Origin of the sequence: Chitinophaga lutea, from assembly GCF_003813775.1 — a bacterium.
Taxonomy (GTDB): domain Bacteria; phylum Bacteroidota; class Bacteroidia; order Chitinophagales; family Chitinophagaceae; genus Chitinophaga; species Chitinophaga lutea.
This window is the reverse complement of the sequence record NZ_RPDH01000001.1, coordinates 169,409-187,983: the sequence shown is the minus strand read 5'-3', so window position 1 is coordinate 187,983 and position 18,575 is coordinate 169,409. Positions and strand designations below refer to the sequence as shown.

The window sequence follows — 18,575 nt, the reverse complement described above, 5'->3', positions numbered from 1 at the left end:
CACCACACGCCACACCCCCCAACCCCGCCGGCAATCAGACTCCTACCCGGATACCGTAGGCTGCATTACCTGGAACAGCCATCATCAGCCCACCCGGTAGGAAATTCATAAATACCACTGTATATTTAACCTATGGAGCTGACTTTATATCCCTTCGAACTGAGATTCCGGCATACTTTCACCATTTCCCGGAAAAGCAAGGACGTGCAGCCGCTGCTGGTGGCAGAACTGAAGCAGGACGGGTTCAGCGGGCTGGGAGAGACGGCCGATAATGCCTATTACAACATCACCGTGCCGGACCTGATGAAGGCCATCAATGCACACCGCGCGTTCATCGAAGGTTACCGCCTCGACACGCCGGAGGCTTTCTGGGAAGCGATGTATCCGCGCCTGGCAGACAATATGTTCGCGCTCTGCGCGCTCGACCTGGCGGCGCATGACCTTTATGCTAAAAAACTCGGCAAAAAACTCTACGAAGTATGGGGCCTCGACCCGTCGCATAACCCGCTCACGGACTATACCATCGGTATAGATACGGTGGAGAACATGGTCAAAAAATTACGGGAGTTTCCCTGGCCGATTTATAAAATCAAACTGGGTACCAAAGAAGATATCGCCATCATCACCGAGCTGCGCAAGCACACCACCGCTACTTTCAGGGTGGATGCGAATTGTGCCTGGGGCGTGGATGAAACGCTGCGCAACGCGGCGGCTTTCAAAAACCTCGGTGTGGAATTCATCGAACAGCCTATGCCCGCGGCAGATTGGGACGGCATGAAAAAAGTCTTCAGCGAATCCACATTGCCGCTCATCGCAGACGAAAGCTGCATCGTGGAGGCGGACGTACAGAAATGCCACGGCTATTTCCACGGCATCAACATCAAACTCACCAAATGCGGCGGCATCACGCCTGCCCGCAGAATGATACTGGAAGCCAAATCGCTGGGCATGAAAGTGATGACGGGCAGCATGAACGAAAGCACCGTAGGCACTTCTGCCGTGGCACACCTGTTGCCTTACCTCGATTATGTGGATATGGACGGCCCGCTGCTGCTCGCGGAAGACACGGCAGACGGGGTGCAGATTCGCGACGGCGTGATTTATTACGCCAAAGGCAACGGCACGGGCGCAGAGCTGCACAGGGCTTTCTAAAGCGGCAGCTGGCGCATGCCCGAAAACGCGAACGGCGCCATCTCGGCGCTGTTAGCCACCAGCATATATCCCCTGATCACATCCTTGTCGAGGCGGAAGTACGTTTTGTTGTTCAGCACCCATTCATAGGGCGCACAGGAGAGATTGTATTTGCTTTCGTACGTCAGCACCGGCTTCATCACAAAATCATAATCCTTTCTTTCCGCCAGCACGCCTTTGATGTAGCAGAAGTCGTGGCGCTTGGGATGGTAGCGCAGATCGTTTTCCATTCGGCCGTAAAAAAATACGCCCCGCACGCTGTCGATGTGCAGGATGTACCGGAGAATGCCGGCGTCTGACCGGAACGAAATCAGGTATTTACCGAGAAGGGCAGCGGTTTTTTGCTGCATAATACTGGGAGTGCGCTGGCTGACGGCCTGCAGGGGGATGCTCAACAGAATGACTGCAAACACAATAACAGCCTGCCGGATGAGAGAATGGCGGATCATAGCGACAGATTTATTGTGCTCCGAATTTACGAAGTGTTTCGTGGATGGGAAGGGGAATAAGGACAGGTGGAGCGAACACGATGATTTGGGTGTTAACAATTACGCCGCAGCCTTTTATAGCGGCTCGTTCCGGGTTATAGCCCGGCTTCTTCCTCCGTGATTTCCTTCCACCTGCGGGCGAAAAATACATAGTCGCTTTTCCGGCCTTCGGCTTCGATGTATTTGCCGGCCAGCTCGGCCAATGGATTATCCATAAAGGGATTCCGGCCGGCAGGACGGATCAGGAAGCTGCCGTCTGCCGTCCGGAGGTACACCCCAAGGCTTTCGCTTTTGGTAGTGCGCGCAAAAGTTTTCAGCACCAGCTGGCCTTTTACGGTAATGACTTTCTTTTTATCGTCTGACATATTCGCGGTATCCGATGATATCTCCGTTTCTTTCTTTCACCACCAGCACTTTCGTTTTTTTGAACCTGCCGTGGTAAGATGATGTCGAATATACATGAAATTTCACAGGGGCCTGCATCGATTTCATGCCGCGGGTGAGCGGCGAGGCCTTCGGTTCGTTTTCAAATACCTTTTTATTGGCGCCTGCGCTGAACTTCCTGGAGCGTAATAATGCCGTGATGTCTTTTTGCAGCGGTGCGGCGGCTTTCCCACTCACTTCTTTGGGCACGGCGATGAAGCTGCTGAGTGCAGCGCCTTTGGCCACCATGTTGTCGCGGCGGTTGCTGCGTACGTCCATGCCCCGTTTGGCAATGGCCGGCGGGGTGGCCACGGGCGTCAGCGAAGGGTCGCCGAGGAGGTAGAACTGCGAGAGGGTTTTGAGCTCGTATGGGTCGAGCGTGGGGCCCATCTCATCGAGGAAGCGTTGCCGGGCTTCCAGCAGCGCGCGGCCGGTGGATGCGCCTTTGATGGTGTTGATGATAAAGTATTGGGTGAGCAGGTCGGCAAGGCCCTGGCCCTCGGTGGGGCCGTAGGCGATGGTGGAGCTGCCCGTGAATGCCAGCGCATGATGCTGCAGGTAGGTATTGGCGATGCTCGGCTGGTCGGTTTCCGTCAGCGACGGATCGTACAGCTGTGCGCCGTAGCAGCATTCCGCGGCCACGATGGTGCCTTTGCTGATCTTTTTGGCCAGCAGCTTTGCGTTCACCGCTTCGGGATATCTGTCGCCTTTCTGGCCGTAAAAACAGGGGTCTTCGAGTGAACCGTGGCAGTTGATGAAATGTGTTTTGGGTTTCAGCTGCGTACTGCTCCATTGCGGGCCGCTCACGGGCGAGATCTGCAACTGCCGGTTATCGCCGAATATGCGCATCAGGCTTTCCTGCGTGCTCAGCCGCCAGTCGTGCACGCTCACGGAAAAATAACGCCGGTAATCTTTTTCATTGGCGGGTTTGGCGCCGGTGATGTCTTTGACGAGCGAGCGGAAATACGCAGGGTCTTTTCCGCCGGGCAGATCCGGCAGCCTGCCCACCACGCGCGTGGGCGCGATGAACTTGCCGGGATTGGTGCTGTAAGCGGCTTCACAGGCGTAAGGCAGGTCGGAAGGAACGGTTTCGTCTTCGTCGTCTTCCCCATACAGCTGGTTCTCGAGCGGCTGGAAAGGGATTACATCCTGTGCGCCGGCAATCATCAGGTAATCGGGCTGCAGTTTTTTGTACACGGCATCGATGGCCGTCTTGTTTTGTTTGGGGCTTGTTTCGTCCTTCACCGCCGCGGCTTTGTACGCCTTCATCGCCATCGCATCGTCGATGAACACAATGGTCGTGTTCAGCCCGCGTTTTTTGTCGGATTGCCGGATGGTGGTGAGATCTTTCAGTATGGAGGTATGTTTGGCGCCATACTTTTTAACAAGCGCGGATCGGTTGCAAACGATCAGTTTGTCAGTTTTCATTTTGGGGTAGCTTTTGGGGGTTAAATTGAAATGTTAAGATACGAATTATTGCATAAACCGGTGGGAATCGCTATTTTACCAATAACCTTCAAACGGTTTTAACATGCTGAACCCACGTTATTGTCTTTCATTACCGCTGCTGCTGGCAGCGTTCGGCGCGCAGGCGCAAACCACCGTTGCACAGATCACCGTACAAACCGGCGGCTACGACCGTTACAACAGCCCGGTCCGCTATGAAATCGGCAGTCCCGGGTTATCCGACACCAGCGGCCTCGTGTTGTACCAGCTGGAAGGCAAGGTACGCAGGGCCGTACCCGCGCGCCTGCAGGCCCGCCCCGCCGCTGTGGAATGGCAGCTCAACGGCCATGTGAAAGCCGGTGTTACGCTGCATTATGAACTGGTGCGGGAGAAAGGGGCCGCTGTGCCGCCCGCGCGTGACAATGTGACCGTCGCGAAAGACGACAGCGCGGTAACGGTACTGGCAGGCAACAAACCCGTGCTGCGTTATTACCATGCCGTGGTGCCGCCTCCGCCGGGAGCGGACCCTGCCTTCGAACGCAGCGGCTTCATCCATCCGGCATGGACGCCGGGCGGCAAGGTGCTTACCAATATTCATCCCAAAGACCACTATCATCACTTCGGCATCTGGAACCCCTGGACGGACACGCAGTTTGAAGGGGACACCGTCGATTTCTGGAACCTGAAAAAACGTTCCGGCACGGTGCGGTTCAAACAGTTCTATGCTACGGATGGTGGCTTCAGGGCATTGCAGGAGCACGTAGCGTTTAAAAAAGACGGGAAGGAAAAAGTGGCGATGAACGAAGTGCTGGATGTGGCGGTGTATGCTTCGGACGGAGAGACCTTCATGTGGGATTTTACGTCCATCCTGCGTTGCGCCGGCCCGTCGCCCATCACCCTGAACAAATACCGCTACGGCGGCGGTTTCGCCATCCGTGGCAACGCCGCCTGGAATAATGAAAACAGTGCGGTGCTGACGTCCGAAGGCAAAACCCGCAAGAATGCGGATTCCACCCACGCCCGCTGGATCAAGATCGCCGGCAACCTGGACAATGGCATGGCGGGCCTGCTGATCCTCTCGGCGCCGGACAATTTCCGCGCCCCGCAGCCGGTACGGGTATGGCCGGAGAAAGACCAGCAGGGACAGGTGTTCGCGATGTTCAGTCCTACCAAAGACTACAGCTGGACGCTCGAGCCCGGCAAAACCTACACACAGCGCTATCGCATCATTACCTTCGATGAAGACCCGACGCCCGCGCAGGCTGAAGCCTACTGGAACGATTTTGCGCATCCCGTGCAGGTGTCGTCGAAACGGAATCAGAAAAACGGTTCACCGGGCCGGTAAGTAGCGGTTTATGGCGGCCATCCGCCACGCCCCATGCAACATGCATCCCATGCAGGTGTCGTCGAAACGAAATCTGAAATGCTGTTCTAAAGGTAGCGGTTTGCGTCACCCATCCGTCTCATAAACGGGCTTCTGTAACGAAGGGCCTTCGCCCAACAGCAACCATCATCTGTCACCATCCGCGGAACAATACGGCACACGATGTATAAACGACCACTTACGTAATCAGCAACCGCCGTTGCAGGTAATCCGCGTGCGACATGAATTCCCCTTTCGTTTTCAACCCGCTGAAGATGGCGTACAGCCTTTCGTACATGCTTTCGCCGCACCTGTTTTTCACATACCACGGCAATTGGTAAGGGGCGAGGTCTTCCAGTTCCCAGGGATGAAAATAAAAGGAAAAGTAACCACCTCCCTGCAACACGCGGGAAATACAATAGCGCGTGAACCATAGCGGGAAGTTTTTCGCGCTCAGCCAGAACACGGGGATGCGAAACCGGGGCGTAACGGCGGAGGGCATTACCCACAAGGGGCCATTGCGGTGCACGGCCCGCGGTGCGCGCCGGTGATTATAGCGCCCCGGCAGCCAGGTGGGGTTCAGTGAGGCATCGTACCGGTAACCGGCATCGGCCAGGGCGGTGATACTGACGGGTTGCAGCCGCGGCATCCGGAAGCCCAGCACCTGTTGTCCGCTGATATGCTCCAGTTCCAGCCGCGCATTCAGCAGGTCGCGTTCATGAAAGGTGTTGTGAAAAAATGCGTGAGAGGCAATCTCGTGTTTGGCGGCGATGCGCTGCACCATCGCCGGAAACTGTTGCGCCCAGTAGGCTGTGATAAAAAATGTGGCGCGGATGTCGAGTTCGTCGAAGAGGGCGAGTGTTTTCAAAATGCCGCGGTACGTCACGCATTTTTTTTCTTCCTCGCGCAAATACTGGCCATACTCTTCCGGGATGTCGAATTCTTCCACATCCACGCTGATTAATAAGCTGTTGTTTTTCATGTCTAACTGATGAACAGGATACCTAAGAAATTCCGTAACTCACGCCACAATACTTTTGTTCTGAACGCCGAAAAGCGGATGCCCTGCCGGCAATGAATGCGCACGGTGCTGATCACCATCGAACGGTTTTTGCCGGCGCGGTATACAAATTCGCTGTCGAACAGGAAACCGTTGACGCTGGTGGAAAGAAAGGCCTCGCGGCCCTTGCTGTTAAAGGCTTTCAGCCCGGCCTGCGCGTCGGTTACTTTCAGGTGCAGCAGGTACCGGTTCAGCATTCGGTTGACGCCGCTGATGAGCTTCCGCTGGCGGGGCAGGCATTTGGCATAGGCAGGGCTGCGCACGCCGGCCACCACATCGGCGCCATGCTGCAACAGGTCAAACGCTTCCGCAATGGCGGTGGGGCCGAACGGGATGTCGATATCCGTGCACACCTGGAACGGGCTGTCGCCTACGGCAACGCCCAGCCGCAGCGCGTATCCCTTGCCGCGGTTCACGGGGTGGTGGATCACCCTGATGCCGGGTATTTCATGTTGCAGGTATTGCAGCGTGGCCGGTGTAACGTGTTTGGCGGGCCCGTCTATCACCAGTATCAGCTGAACAGGAATGCCCGGCAGGGCCGCGCGGAGCTGGTAAAAATCGGCACAGAGCTGATCCGCCCAGTGCTGCGGAGGATCATAGCATGGCAATACGAGGTCGAAACCCGCAGCCGGCTGCAGGTGCCTGGGGAGTAGGGATGTTGTTTTGATCTTCGTTGCTGGCATAACAGTTGTTTTGGCATTAAAGCATGGCCGGCGATTTTTGACGCAGCCGGTCCGGTGTTAGAGTCAGTAGCCGCCATTGTATGTACAGCAGCACCGCCACGCAGGGCAGCGCTTTCACACGGTACGTAACGGCGATGTTATTGATGGCTTTCGGTACAAGGTCGGTAGGGCAGAGGCAGGTCACCACCAGCATCGTGATCAGCAGATACCTGGCCACGGGCTGCATCGGCGGCATGAGCAAGGCCATTGCGGCGCCGGTAACGGCAATGACGTAGGTGGGCGATTCTGCGCTCTGGTTAAAGATCACGATCCATATCATGAGGGCTGCCAGCACAAGCATGGCGCTCCCCCGCGGCCGGCGCACCAGCGCGGTCGTAAAAATGCCTGCCAGCAGGAACATGCCTGCCAGCAGTACCACGTCTGTATAAGGAGCGGCAAGCCCGGTGATGTAACGCAGTGATCCGAGCAGCGAACCGTCTTCTTTGATGGTGCTGCCGGTGAGCAGCTGCACCCATGCCGTGTAATAGGCCGTAAGCGTTTCGGGAGATATGAACAGGAGCGGTAATAGAGTGCCGGTAACGCCGAAGAGGAGGCAATAATTGACATACTGCCATCGCTTCGGATAAAACACAAAGAGCAGGCCCACGATGGCGCCGTAACCTTTGATGAAAAAAGCAAGACAGGTAAATGCCGCAGCTTTCGCCGGCTCCTCTTTTTGCAGATGCACCAGCGTCAGCAGCATAAACGCCGTCATGGCCGGGTTGGTTTGCGACGATTGCAGCGCGTTCCCCAGTTCCAGCAACAGGCACCAGGCCAGGGTATGCCGGGTGCGTTCCGGCAGCGGCAGGCGGTGGACAGCATACAGGAAGATGGCGGCGCTGAAAGTCAGCCAGCACAACAGGCCCGCCTTCGCCGGCAATGCGGCAAACGGTGAAAATAAAACCGGGAAACTGGGATGGTAAAGAAAGTAGTCGAAATATTCCCCCGGGTACAGGTCGTACAGCGGAAGGCCCGCCAGCAGGTGACTCCAGGAGCTGCGGAAGATGATGAAATTGTTATAACGCCCGCTCACGGCGAGCTGTATGTACAATACCAGCACCACCAGCAGGTACGCTGAAATGATGGCGGTTTGTCCTGATAACGCGTTGCGCAGCCGGATACCCATACGGGTAGCCGATGGTCTTTTTGTTAAAGGCCTCACATGTTAGGTTAAGTGGTCAGGTATAAGACATCTCAAGATACAGCTTACCCCCATTTGAGCGCTAAAATTTTTTTACTGGATATACACGGTTTTGATGTTGAGGAATTCGTGTGTGCCCTCTATGGAGAGTTCGCGGCCGTAACCGGATTGTTTGACGCCGCCGAAGGGCAGGCGGGCATCGGAGCGTACCATGGCATTGACGAACACGTTCCCGCTGTCGATCAGCGTGGCGAGGCGGGCGGCTTTTTCCAGGTCTTTGGTCCACAGGCTGGCGCCCAGCCCGAAAGGCGTCTGGTTGGCCAGGCGGATGGCCGACGCTTCGTCGTTGGCGGTAATAACGGCGGCCAGCGGTCCGAAGGTTTCTTCGTCGAAGGCGCTCATCCCGGGCTGTACACCGGTCAGCAATGCGGGGATGAAGTTGCAGCCGTCCTGCTCCCCGCCGGCCAGCAGCTGGGCGCCGCGGGCGATGCTCTGGTTCATCTGTTTCGAAACTTCGTCGGCAAGGTCGGGGCGCGCCATCGGGCCGGTATCGGTGTCGGGCAGGAAAGGGTCGCCCTGGCGCAGGGAGGTGATGATGGACTGCACCTGCTGGATAAAATCTTCGGCAACGGGTTGTTCCACTATCCAGCGTTTGGCGGCGATGCACGACTGCCCGGCGTTCTGCATCCGGGCTTTCACGGCCGTTTTGGCGGCTTCTGCAAGGTTGGCGTCTTTCAGTACGATGAAGGGATCGCTGCCGCCCAGCTCCAGCACCGTTTTTTTGATGTATTTACCGGCCAGGCCCGCCACGCTCATACCGGCAGGGGTGCTGCCGGTAAGGGTAACGCCCTGTATGCGCGGGTCGGCGATGATGGGTTCCATTTTTTTCGACGATACGAGCAGCGCCTGGAAGGCGCCCTCCGGGAAGCCCGCTTCCCGGAATACTTTTTCGATGGCCAGCCCGCAGCCGCTCACGTTGCTGGCATGTTTCAGCACGGCGGCGTTGCCTGCCAGCAGGTTGGGAATGGCGAAGCGGAACACCTGCCAGTAAGGGAAGTTCCAGGGCATGATGGCCAGGATGATGCCTTTGGGCTCAAAGGCGGCGTAGCTTTTTTTACCTTCGGTGGTGATGAGCCGCGGCTGCAGCATCGCGTCGATGTTGGCGGCATAATATTCCGCCGTAGTGGCGCACTTCAGCACTTCGGCCTTCGCCTCTTTGAGGGTTTTGCCCATTTCGCGCGAGATGAGCGTGCCGTGTTCCGTCACGTTATTCTTCAGCAGTTCCGCCACCCGCATCATCCAGGCCGCGCGCTGCGCCGTGCCGGCCTGCCTGAGCGCCGCAAACGCCTTCCAGCCTTCCTGCAGCCTGCTTTCAATCTGCTCTTTCGTATGCGCGGGATACTCCGCGATCGTTTCCTGCGTGAATGGATATATGCTCGTGAACATCATGTTATGAAGTTACGGAATTTACAAAAGACATAACTTTGCAGCCTTAACGCGCGGAACATGTCTTTAAGCAAACTGAACATCGCGGTGATGGCCCTTTGCACCGGCCTCATCGTTGCCAATATCTACTACGCCCAGCCGTTGCTGGTACTCATCAGCGATGAATTTTCCGTATCGGAGTCCAATGCGGGACAGGTCACTTTCTTCACACAGATCGGTTATGCCTTGGGGCTGTTGTTCTGTGTGCCGCTGGGCGACAAACTGGAAAGGAAAAAACAGATCATGACGATGACGGCGCTGGCCGTTGCGGCGTTGTTCGCCACGGCGCTGTCCGTTAATATCACCATGCTGAAAATAATGGGTTTCGTGATCGGGTTCACCTCCATTGTGCCGCAGCTGATATTGCCCATGGCCGCCAGCCTCGCCGAACCGCAGCAGCGCGGTAAAGTGATCGGGGTCGTGATGAGCGGCCTCCTGATCGGCATCCTCCTGTCGCGCACCATCAGCGGCGTGATAGGGGAGCACATGGGCTGGCGGGCGATGTTCTGGATCGCGGGCGGCATGTCGCTTGTAATGCTGATCGTGATGGCGGCGAGTTTTCCTTCGAGCAAACCTTCTTTCACCGGCAGCTACGGCGCATTGATGCGCTCCGTGCTCGTGCTGGTGAAGGAACAGCCTTTGCTCCGTGAGGCATCGTTCATCAATGCCTGCGCTTTCGGCGTTTTCGGCCTGTTCTGGACCACCTCCGTGTTTCTGTTGTCGAATGCTCCCTTCAACTATGGCAGCGACGTGATCGGCCTGTTAGGCCTCGCGGCGGCCACCGGCGCGTTAGGCGCCCCGCTCATCGGCAAGATCGCCGACCGTAAAAACCCGCGCATCGCCATCGGTTACGGGATCGCCTGTGTGATTGCGGGTTATGTGATCTTCTGGTTTTTCCGCACGTCCATCATCGGCATCGTGATCGGCATCATCCTGCTCGACCTCGGCCTGCAGGGCGTGCACGTATCCAATCAAACCCGCATCTACGCCCTGTTGCCTGAAGCGCGCAACCGCATGAACACCGTGTTTATGACCGTGAGTTTCATCGGCACCTCGCTGGGCTCCGGCATCGGACTGCTGGTATGGGACATCGGCAAGTGGGGCGGCGTATGCCTCGCCGGGCTGGGCATTATGCTGGTAGCGGTAATCATTTATAGTGTGACGTACAAAAAGGACGGTCAGTAGCATACGTCGTCGACAGCAGGTGTACGCCTCCTGCTATATCTCATTTGAGCAATAACTCACAAAACGCTCATTTCACTGCTCCAGATGGCTGATATCTTCATGCCGTATCACGTTCCCGTTTTTATCGAGCGGAATAAGCGGGTTGGTGCCGATGTCCCAGAGGTTGCCTTCCACGTCCTGCACATACCCTGTATATGCGCCGAAGAATGTTTTGACCGGGCGTTTGACGATCGTTACGCCTTTCTGTTCCAATTCTGCATACAGTGCGTCCACTTCCTGCTCGGTGGGCAGGATCTGCGCGAGCGCATAGTGCCGTGTGGTGGTGGGAGAGAATGGCACCTTCGCGTCGTCCATCAGCACCTTCGCCGGGAAGAATGAGATCAGGCTGCCGCCCGTCTGGTAGAATACGATGTCTTTATTGACAGCCACGGGCTTCCATCCGAATTTGTTTTCGTAAAAATCGCGGATGGCGGGCAGGCTGTCTACGCCGATGGTAATAATGCTCAGTCGTTGTTCCATGATGTTGTTTTTTGCAGGAGGCTTGCAGAACGGCAATACCGCCGGCAGGGCCATTGTGCAAGGTGTTTTCATGTATCCCGAAATTACGCCCTTTCGTGCTGGAGAGAAAATCTGTTCTTCACAGCCGTTTTTATGAAGGGCCTATGCTGCACCCTGGTCGTTACCACTTGAATGTTGTGCCGTTGTATGATAAAGCCGCCCGTGTTTTCATCATAATTTCATCCCCCAAATGGATGGACGGGGCCGTTTTTGCCCGAAACTGCCTTATCTTGTACAGTAAACTGTCAGAACCATATGAAAAAACACCTGAACCCTCACTGGCCGGCCATGCTCTGCGCAGGCGTCGTATTGGCTGTGAGCTCCTGCGGACAGGGCTCCACCGCGAACAAAGACACTGCGTCGAAAGACAGCACACCCGCCATTGTCACCGGCCCTCCTGTGGAAACCCAAAAGGCAAATACCGAATATCAGCCGGCATTTCCGGGACAGACCAGGATAGGCAGCGTGACCACCTCCGCCGCGTACGACTTCCGGGTGCTGGACTCCAGCCTCCAGTCGCCCTGGGGCATCACTTCGCTCCCCGACGGCCGTTTCCTCATCACCGAGAAAAAAGGCACCATGCGCATAGCCGCTGCCGATGGTAAAACGGGTGCGCAAATCACGGGCATTCCGCCTGTCAACTCAAACGGCCAGGGCGGTTTGCTGGGCCTGCGGGTAGACCCCGATTTCAGCAGCAACCGTATGGTATACTGGGTGTTTTCCCAGCAACTGCCGGGCGGTACGCTCACGGCTGTAGCAAAAGGCAAACTGTCGGCCGACGAAAAAAGCATCGAAGGCGCTACGGTGATCTACCAGGCGACCCCTGCATACGACGGTACGCTGCACTACGGCGGCCGTATATTGTTTGATAAAGCCGGCAACCTGATCGTGAGCACCGGCGAGCGCTCCGACCTGGCTACGAGGCCGCAGGCGCAGGATTTGAAGTCCGGTCTGGGAAAAATCGTGCGCATCACCAAAGAAGGCAAACCCGTTGCCGGGAATCCCTTTGAAGGCAAAGCGGACGCGCGGCCGGAACTGTATTCTTACGGCCACCGCAACGTACAGGGCCTGGCGTTTCATCCCGAAACGGGCGACCTCTGGGAAACCGAGTTCGGCCCGAGGGGCGGCGACGAGCTGAACCGGGTGGAAGCCGGCAAAAACTACGGCTGGCCCACCATCACCTACGGTATCGAGTACAGCGGTAAAAAGATCGGCGACAGCATCCAGGTGAAAACCGGCCTCGAACAGCCGGTGTATTACTGGGACCCGGTGCTTTCGCCCAGCGGCATCACCTTCTATAGCGGAAGCGGCATCCCCGAATGGAAAAACAACCTGTTCATAGCGGGCCTGAGCAGTACGCATATTGCACGGCTCGTGATTGAAAACAACAAGGTGGTCGGTGAAGAAAGATTGCTGGCCGGCGAAGGGCAGCGCTTCCGGGATATCACGGAAGGAAAGGACGGTGCGCTGTACGCGGTTACGGACGGCGGCAGGTTGTACCGGATAGGGAAGAAATAGAATGTATGCAGCAAAAATAAAAAAGGCCGGTGTATCGCACCGGCCTTTTTCAGTTATTCAGGAACTTTCGTAATCTTCAGCATGTTGGTGGGCAGGTGCTCCTTGATGGGCGTGCTGCCGGTGTTCACCACCACATCGTTGCCTTTCACGAAACCGCGTTCTTTCAGGATGTTGATCTGATCGGCAAAGATATCGTCGAGGCTTTCCTCTTCGCCGTAGTAGAACGCACGCACGCCCCAGCTCAGGCTCAGCTGGTTCACCAGGGTCCTTTCCTTGGTGAAAACGAACAGCGGGGATTTGGGACGGTAGCTGCTCAGCATGAAGCCGGTGTAGCCGCTCTGCGTCATCCCGATGAGCGCATCGGACTCCAGGTCTTCCGCGATCTTACAGGCATTGTAGCACAATGCGTCGCTCAGGAAGGTGGGAGAGTGGCGGTGCGGGATCAGGTTACGGTTGTAGATGATGCTTTCTTTTTCCACCTCACCGATGATCTTGCGCATCGTCTGGATAACCAGGGTAGGATGGTTGCCGGTGGCGGTTTCGCCGCTCAGCATCACCGCATCGGCGCCTTCCAGCACAGCGTTGGCCACGTCGGTGATCTCGCTGCGGTTGGGGCGGGTACGGTCGATCATGCTTTCCATCATCTGCGTAGCCACGATTACGGGCTTGGCGCGGTGGATACATTTACGGATAATATCTTTCTGGATCATCGGGATCTGCTCTACGGGCAGCTCCACACCGAGGTCGCCGCGGGCGATCATCACGCCGTCGCTTTCCCAGATGATCTCTTTGAGGTTCTGGATAGCTTCGGGTTTCTCGATCTTGGAAATGATCTTCATTTTGGAATTGCGCTCTTTCAGGCGTTTACGCAGCAGGCCGAGGTCTTTTACGTTACGCACGAAGGAAAGGGCCACCCAGTCGCACTCCTGGTCGATGATGAACTCCAGGTCCACCACGTCTTTTTCGGTCAGCGCAGGCAGGCTCACTTTGGTGTCGGGCAGGTTGAAACCTTTTTTGGAAGACAGGATGCCGCCCAGCAGTACCTCCGCTTTGATGAGGTGGTCGGGCGTTATTTCCTTCACAACGGTTTCGATCTTGCCGTCGTCGAGCAGGATTTTCTGGCCGGGACGAACATCTTTATGCAGGTCGTGGTACGACACATAGATCCTTTCCATGGTGCCCACGCACTTTTCGGTGGTGAAGGTGAGGATGTCGCCTGTTTTGAGGGGCAGGGCGTTGTTCTCGATTTCGCCAACGCGCAGCTTCGGCCCCTGGAGGTCCGCCAGGATGGCGATGTTGTACGGTTCTGTTTTGTTGATTTCGCGGATGTAGCCGATGATGCGCAGTTTGTCTTCATGGCTGCCGTGAGAGAAGTTCAGGCGGAATACGTTCACACCTGCCTTAACGAGCTCCAATAATTTCTCATAGGTATCGCAAGCCGGGCCAACGGTAGCTACAATCTTTGTTTTCTGCTTTGAATGCGCCAATCCGGCTTCATTGTCCATTCCTTTATGAAAGTATTTGGACAGATCTTTTGTACTCATAGACGTTTATTTAACTCGCAAGAATTTTGACAATCTTAAACCACTCCGGGTCGATTTTCTGTTTGGCTTTAACGGCCTTATCGAGGGGAGTATATTGAATTTTGTTGTTCACGATGCCGATCATGACGTTGTGGGTGCCTTCCATGAGGGCGTCAACGGCTGCGTAGCCCATACGGCTGGCAATGAGGCGGTCGATGCAGGTGGGAGAGCCGCCGCGCTGGATGTGGCCCAGGATGCAGACCCTGGTATCGAGCTGGGGCATTCTTTCTTTGACGTGGCGGGCTACCTCGTTGGCGCCGCCGAACTCGTCGCCTTCGGCCACCACGATGAGGTTCACCATTTTCTGGCGGCGCTCGTTGGCCATCAGGTCGTTGATCACGTCGTCGATATCGGTTTTGCGCTCGGGCATCAGGATGTGCTCGGCGCCGGTGGCGATGCCACTGTGCAGCGCTATATATCCCGCGTCGCGCCCCATCACCTCGATGATGAACAGGCGGTCGTGCGCATCCGCCGTGTCGCGGATTTTATCGATAGCCTCTACGGCGGTATTTACAGCTGTGTCAAAACCGATGGTGAAGTCGGAACCGGCAATATCCTTGTCGATGGTGCCGGGCAGACCGATACAGGGAATGTCGAATTCCTGGCTGAATTTCTGGGCGCCCTTGAAAGAACCGTCGCCGCCGATCACCACCAGCCCGTCGATCCCAAATTTCTTCAGGTTCTCATACGCCTTTTTGCGCCCGTCGGCTTCGTAAAACTCCTTGCAGCGCGCCGTTTTCAATACCGTACCCCCGCGCTGGATGATGTTGGCAACAGATTTGGATTCCATCGGAAAAATCTCCCCGGTCAGCATCCCCTTATATCCGTACATCACACCGAATACATTCAGATGATGATAAAGGCCCGTTCTTACTACCGCTCTGATGGCTGCGTTCATCCCGGGTGCGTCGCCCCCCGACGTAAGAACTGCGATGTTGTTCACTTTTTTCATGTGTAATCTGTCGATTTTTCGTTTGCCACATGAAATATGGATTCCATGTGTGGTCATCTTTATTTTCTGCTATGCCGCCACTGAATGGTTATTTCATAGTAATTTGCCTGCATTCAGTCCTCTTAAAGGGCGCACAAAATTAACATTTTTTAATAGTTTCCTATCAGTTATTCGATGAAATAACCTAAATTTTTAATTTTAATCAAATAAAGCTGAATATTTTTTTAAAAACTTATGTATGCCAACTATTATTAATAAGCTAGCTGCTATGAGTGTAATGATGACTATCGCGGGCACGGCCCTGGCGCAACAACAAATCCCGTTGACCTATCCGGACACCAGGAAGGTGGACACAGTGGACGACTATCACGGCAAAAAGATCGCAGACCCTTACCGCTGGCTGGAAGACGATAACAGCGCAGACACCAAAGCCTGGGTGGAAGCGGAAAACAAGGTGACCCAGGGTTATCTCGCCGCCATTCCCTTCCGCGACAAGATCAAAAAACGCCTCGAAGCGCTCTGGAACTATCCCCGCTACGGCGCACCCTTCCGTGAAGGGGAGTTTTATTACTTCTACAAAAACGACGGCCTGCAGAACCAGGCGGTGCTGTACCGCCAGAAAGGCCTCAGCGGCACGCCGGAAGTGTTTATCGATCCCAACAAACTCTCCGAAAAAGGAACGGCCGCACTGGGCAGCCTGAGTTTTTCGAAAGACGGCAAATACGCCGCCTACCTCATCGCCAAAGCGGGCTCCGACTGGCAGGAAGGTTTTGTGATGGACGTAGCCACCAAACAGGTGCTGGCGGATAAACTGGACTGGATCAAATTCTCCGGCCTCTCCTGGAAAGGCCACGGCTTCTATTACAGCCGCTACGACGCGCCGGACGAGAAAAGCAAACTGTCGAAAAAGAACGAATATCACAAAGTATATTACCACAAGGTAGGCGAAACGCAGGCGCAGGACGAACTGGTGTATGTGGACAAAGAGCACCCGCTGCGCAATGCCGGCGCGGGCCTCACGGAAGATGAGCGTTTCCTCATCCTCAGCACCACCGAAGGCACCAGCGGCAACGAGCTCTGGTACCGCGACCTGCAGGATGCCTCCCAGACGGGCTTCCAGCTGCTCATCAAAGGTTTCGCCACCGACCCTGACGTGATCGATAACGTGGGCGACAAACTGCTGGTAAAAACCAACCAGGACGCGCCGAACTTCAAGGTAGTGCTCATCGACCCGAAGAACCCGGCCAAAGAAAACTGGAAAACCATCATCCCCGAGCAGGAAGAAGTGCTGCTGGGCGTAGGCACCGCGGGCGGCAAGCTCTTCGCGAACTACCTGAAGCACGCGTCCACCCGCATCATGCAATACGACCGTACCGGCAAACTGGAGCGCAAAATCGATCTGCCCGGCATCGGCACGGCCAGCGGCTTCGGCGGCAAGGCGGAAGATAAAACGCTCTTCTACAGCTTTACTTCCTTCGTAGCCCCGGCCACTACTTACAAATACGACATCGCCAGCGGCCAGTCCGACGTGTTCCGCAAAACGGAAGTGAAGTTCAATCCCGCCGAATACGAAACCAAACAGGTGTTCTTCACCAGTAAAGACGGCGCCAATGTGCCCGTGTTCCTGTCGTACAAAAAAGGCATCAAGCTCGATGGTTCCAACCCCGTGCTGCTGTATGGTTACGGCGGTTTCAACATTCCCATGACGCCCGGTTTCTCCGTGTCCAACCTCTTCTTCATGGAGCAGGGCGGTATTTACGCGGTGGTGAACCTGCGCGGCGGCAACGAATACGGCGAGGCCTGGCACAAGGCGGGCATGCTGCAGAACAAACAGAACGTGTTCAACGACTTCATCGGCGCGGCGGAATACCTCGTCCGGGAAAAATATACCAGCCCGTCTAAGATCGCCATCCGTGGCGGTTCCAATGGTGGCCTGCTGGTGGGCGCGGCCATGACGCAGCGGCCCGACCTGTTCAAGGTGGCGCTGCCGGCGGTAGGCGTGCTCGATATGCTCCGTTACCAGAAGTTCACCATCGGCTGGGCCTGGGTAGTGGAATACGGCTCCAGCGAAAAACCGGAGCAGTTCGATTACCTGATCAAATATTCGCCCCTGCACAACCTGCGCAAAGGCACGCATTACCCGGCGACGCTCATCACTACGGCTGATCACGACGACCGTGTGGTGCCGGCTCACTCCTTCAAGTTTGCCGCCGCCCTCCAGGAAGCCCACCAGGGCGTTAATCCCGTGCTGATCCGCATCGAAACGCAGGCCGGCCACGGAGCGGGCAAGCCCACTTCCAAACTGATCGACGAGGCGGCCGACGTCTGGGCCTTTACCATGTACAACCTCGGCATGAAGTTTTAACAAATATTTTCCTGCCTCCAGACGCCGCGTAATACCGACTGTTACGCGGCGTTTTAGTATATTAACATGATGAAACTTTAACGGTTCCCCAAACAAACCGGCACGGTCGCATAAAAGACAAATAATTAACCAAAATGAAAGTTCTAATCACAGGCAGCAACGGTCTCCTCGGGCAATACCTCATACAGCGCCTTTGTTCCCTGCCGGGATATGAAGTGATCGCCACCGGCAGAGGGCAGAACCGGCTGAAACGGCAGGAAGGATATCGGTATGAATCGGTGAACCTCGCGGACGAGGCGGCGGTAAAAGGTTTGATAGACCGCCACCGGCCGGACGCCATCGTGCATGCAGGGGCCATGACGCAGGCGGACGATTGCGAGCGCAACAAGGATGCCTGCTGGATGGCCAATGTGACGGCTACACGTTTTCTGCTGCAGGGCGCTGAAAAAGCGGGCTCGTTTTTCCTGTTCCTGTCCACCGACTTCGTGTTCGACGGCCTGGGCGGCCCTTACCGCGAAGACGATCCCATCAACCCCATCAACTATTACGGCGCCAGCAAAGCGGCGGCGGAACGCCTCGTGAAACAGTCCAAAACGGAATGGGCCATCGCCCGCACGGTGCTGGTGTACGGCATGGCGGACGATCCCAAGCGCACCAATATCATCACCTGGGTGAAAAGCAACCTCGAACAGAAGAAAAAACTGAAAGTGGTGGTGGACCAGTGGCGCACGCCCACGCTGGTGCAGGATCTCGCCGAAGGCTGCCGCCTCATTCTCGACAAACGCGCCCAAGGCGTTTTCCACCTGGCCGGGAAAGATATGCTCACCCCTTACGATATGGCCATGCAGGTGGCCCTGCACCTCAACCTCGACACGCGCCTCTTCGAAAAGGTAGACGCCACCAGTTTCAAACAACCCGCCGTACGCCCGGCCAAAACCGGGTTCATCATCGAAAAGGCGGAAAAGGAACTGGGCTACGCGCCCCGTACTTTCGAAGAAGGCCTCAAAGTGATTTTAGGCAGCGCCTCCGCCCCACAAAGCGAATAGCTGCGCGGTATAAACAAAAAGCCCCGTAAACGCTGTGTTTACGGGGCTT

16 protein-coding genes are annotated in these 18,575 nt (G+C 56.0%); 6 read left to right on the top strand and 10 right to left on the bottom strand.

The window, feature by feature from the left end:
- The first annotated feature begins 132 nt into the window (after positions 1–132).
- Positions 133–1,152, top strand: a complete 1,020-nt coding sequence (locus EGT74_RS00675; protein WP_123844523.1) for a dipeptide epimerase — start codon at positions 133–135, stop codon at positions 1,150–1,152.
- Here the strand turns inward: EGT74_RS00675 and EGT74_RS00670 are convergent.
- From EGT74_RS00670 to EGT74_RS00660, 3 genes are all read right to left on the bottom strand, one after another.
- Positions 1,149–1,640, bottom strand: coding sequence for a hypothetical protein (locus EGT74_RS00670; protein WP_123844522.1), 492 nt, complete (start codon positions 1,638–1,640; stop codon positions 1,149–1,151). The genes EGT74_RS00675 and EGT74_RS00670 overlap by 4 nt on opposite strands.
- Positions 1,641–1,774: 134 nt before the next feature.
- Positions 1,775–2,044 carry a hypothetical protein gene (locus tag EGT74_RS00665; RefSeq protein ID WP_123844521.1) on the bottom strand — a complete coding sequence of 90 codons (270 nt, stop codon included), beginning with the start codon at positions 2,042–2,044 and terminating at the stop codon, positions 1,775–1,777.
- The gene (locus EGT74_RS00660) at positions 2,031–3,530 is read right to left on the bottom strand and encodes a hypothetical protein (protein ID WP_123844520.1); all 1,500 of its coding nucleotides are present in this window, start codon (positions 3,528–3,530) and stop codon (positions 2,031–2,033) included. The genes EGT74_RS00665 and EGT74_RS00660 overlap by 14 nt, the downstream gene beginning before the upstream one ends.
- Before the next feature lie 103 nt (positions 3,531–3,633).
- On the opposite strand from EGT74_RS00660, the gene EGT74_RS00655 reads away from it, so the two are divergent.
- Positions 3,634–4,893, top strand: a complete 1,260-nt coding sequence (locus tag EGT74_RS00655) for a DUF6807 domain-containing protein (RefSeq protein ID WP_123844519.1) — start codon at positions 3,634–3,636, stop codon at positions 4,891–4,893.
- A 217-nt stretch (positions 4,894–5,110) separates the two neighbouring features.
- On the opposite strand, the gene EGT74_RS00650 is transcribed toward EGT74_RS00655, so the two are convergent.
- From EGT74_RS00650 to EGT74_RS00635, 4 genes are all read right to left on the bottom strand, one after another.
- Positions 5,111–5,893, bottom strand: coding sequence for a polysaccharide deacetylase family protein (locus EGT74_RS00650; protein ID WP_123844518.1), 783 nt, complete (start codon positions 5,891–5,893; stop codon positions 5,111–5,113).
- A gap of 2 nt (positions 5,894–5,895) precedes the next feature.
- Complete coding sequence (locus EGT74_RS00645) at positions 5,896–6,654, bottom strand: glycosyltransferase (protein WP_123844517.1); 759 nt, start codon at positions 6,652–6,654, stop codon at positions 5,896–5,898.
- 16 nt (positions 6,655–6,670) lie between these two features.
- The gene (locus tag EGT74_RS00640; protein WP_123844516.1) at positions 6,671–7,855 is read right to left on the bottom strand and encodes a glycosyltransferase family 87 protein; all 1,185 of its coding nucleotides are present in this window, start codon (positions 7,853–7,855) and stop codon (positions 6,671–6,673) included.
- Between the two features lie 72 nt (positions 7,856–7,927).
- Complete coding sequence (locus EGT74_RS00635; protein ID WP_220392784.1) at positions 7,928–9,283, bottom strand: NAD-dependent succinate-semialdehyde dehydrogenase; 1,356 nt, start codon at positions 9,281–9,283, stop codon at positions 7,928–7,930.
- Positions 9,284–9,340: 57 nt separating this feature from the next.
- On the opposite strand from EGT74_RS00635, the gene EGT74_RS00630 reads away from it, so the two are divergent.
- Positions 9,341–10,504, top strand: coding sequence for an MFS transporter (locus EGT74_RS00630; protein WP_123844515.1), 1,164 nt, complete (start codon positions 9,341–9,343; stop codon positions 10,502–10,504).
- Between the two features lie 72 nt (positions 10,505–10,576).
- On the opposite strand, the gene EGT74_RS00625 is transcribed toward EGT74_RS00630, so the two are convergent.
- Positions 10,577–11,023 (bottom strand): VOC family protein, encoded by a 447-nt coding sequence (locus tag EGT74_RS00625; protein ID WP_158617945.1) that lies wholly within the window; start codon positions 11,021–11,023, stop codon positions 10,577–10,579.
- Positions 11,024–11,317: 294 nt separating this feature from the next.
- Between EGT74_RS00625 and EGT74_RS00620 the strand changes: the two genes are divergently transcribed.
- Positions 11,318–12,580 carry a PQQ-dependent sugar dehydrogenase gene (locus EGT74_RS00620; protein WP_123844513.1) on the top strand — a complete coding sequence of 421 codons (1,263 nt, stop codon included), beginning with the start codon at positions 11,318–11,320 and terminating at the stop codon, positions 12,578–12,580.
- A gap of 53 nt (positions 12,581–12,633) precedes the next feature.
- Here the strand turns inward: EGT74_RS00620 and pyk are convergent, their stop codons facing one another.
- Entirely contained in the window at positions 12,634–14,124 is a 1,491-nt protein-coding gene (gene pyk / locus EGT74_RS00615) for a pyruvate kinase (RefSeq protein ID WP_123844512.1), read from the bottom strand.
- A 10-nt stretch (positions 14,125–14,134) separates the two neighbouring features.
- Positions 14,135–15,115 carry a 6-phosphofructokinase gene (gene pfkA / locus EGT74_RS00610; RefSeq protein WP_123844511.1) on the bottom strand — a complete coding sequence of 327 codons (981 nt, stop codon included), beginning with the start codon at positions 15,113–15,115 and terminating at the stop codon, positions 14,135–14,137.
- 268 nt (positions 15,116–15,383) lie between these two features.
- Between pfkA and EGT74_RS00605 the strand changes: the two genes are divergently transcribed.
- Positions 15,384–17,480: a prolyl oligopeptidase family serine peptidase gene (locus EGT74_RS00605; RefSeq protein ID WP_123844510.1), complete on the top strand. Its 2,097-nt coding sequence runs from the start codon at positions 15,384–15,386 to the stop codon at positions 17,478–17,480.
- Positions 17,481–17,614: 134 nt separating this feature from the next.
- Positions 17,615–18,526 (top strand): SDR family oxidoreductase, encoded by a 912-nt coding sequence (locus tag EGT74_RS00600; RefSeq protein ID WP_123844509.1) that lies wholly within the window; start codon positions 17,615–17,617, stop codon positions 18,524–18,526.
- The last annotated feature ends 49 nt before the right edge of the window (positions 18,527–18,575 follow it).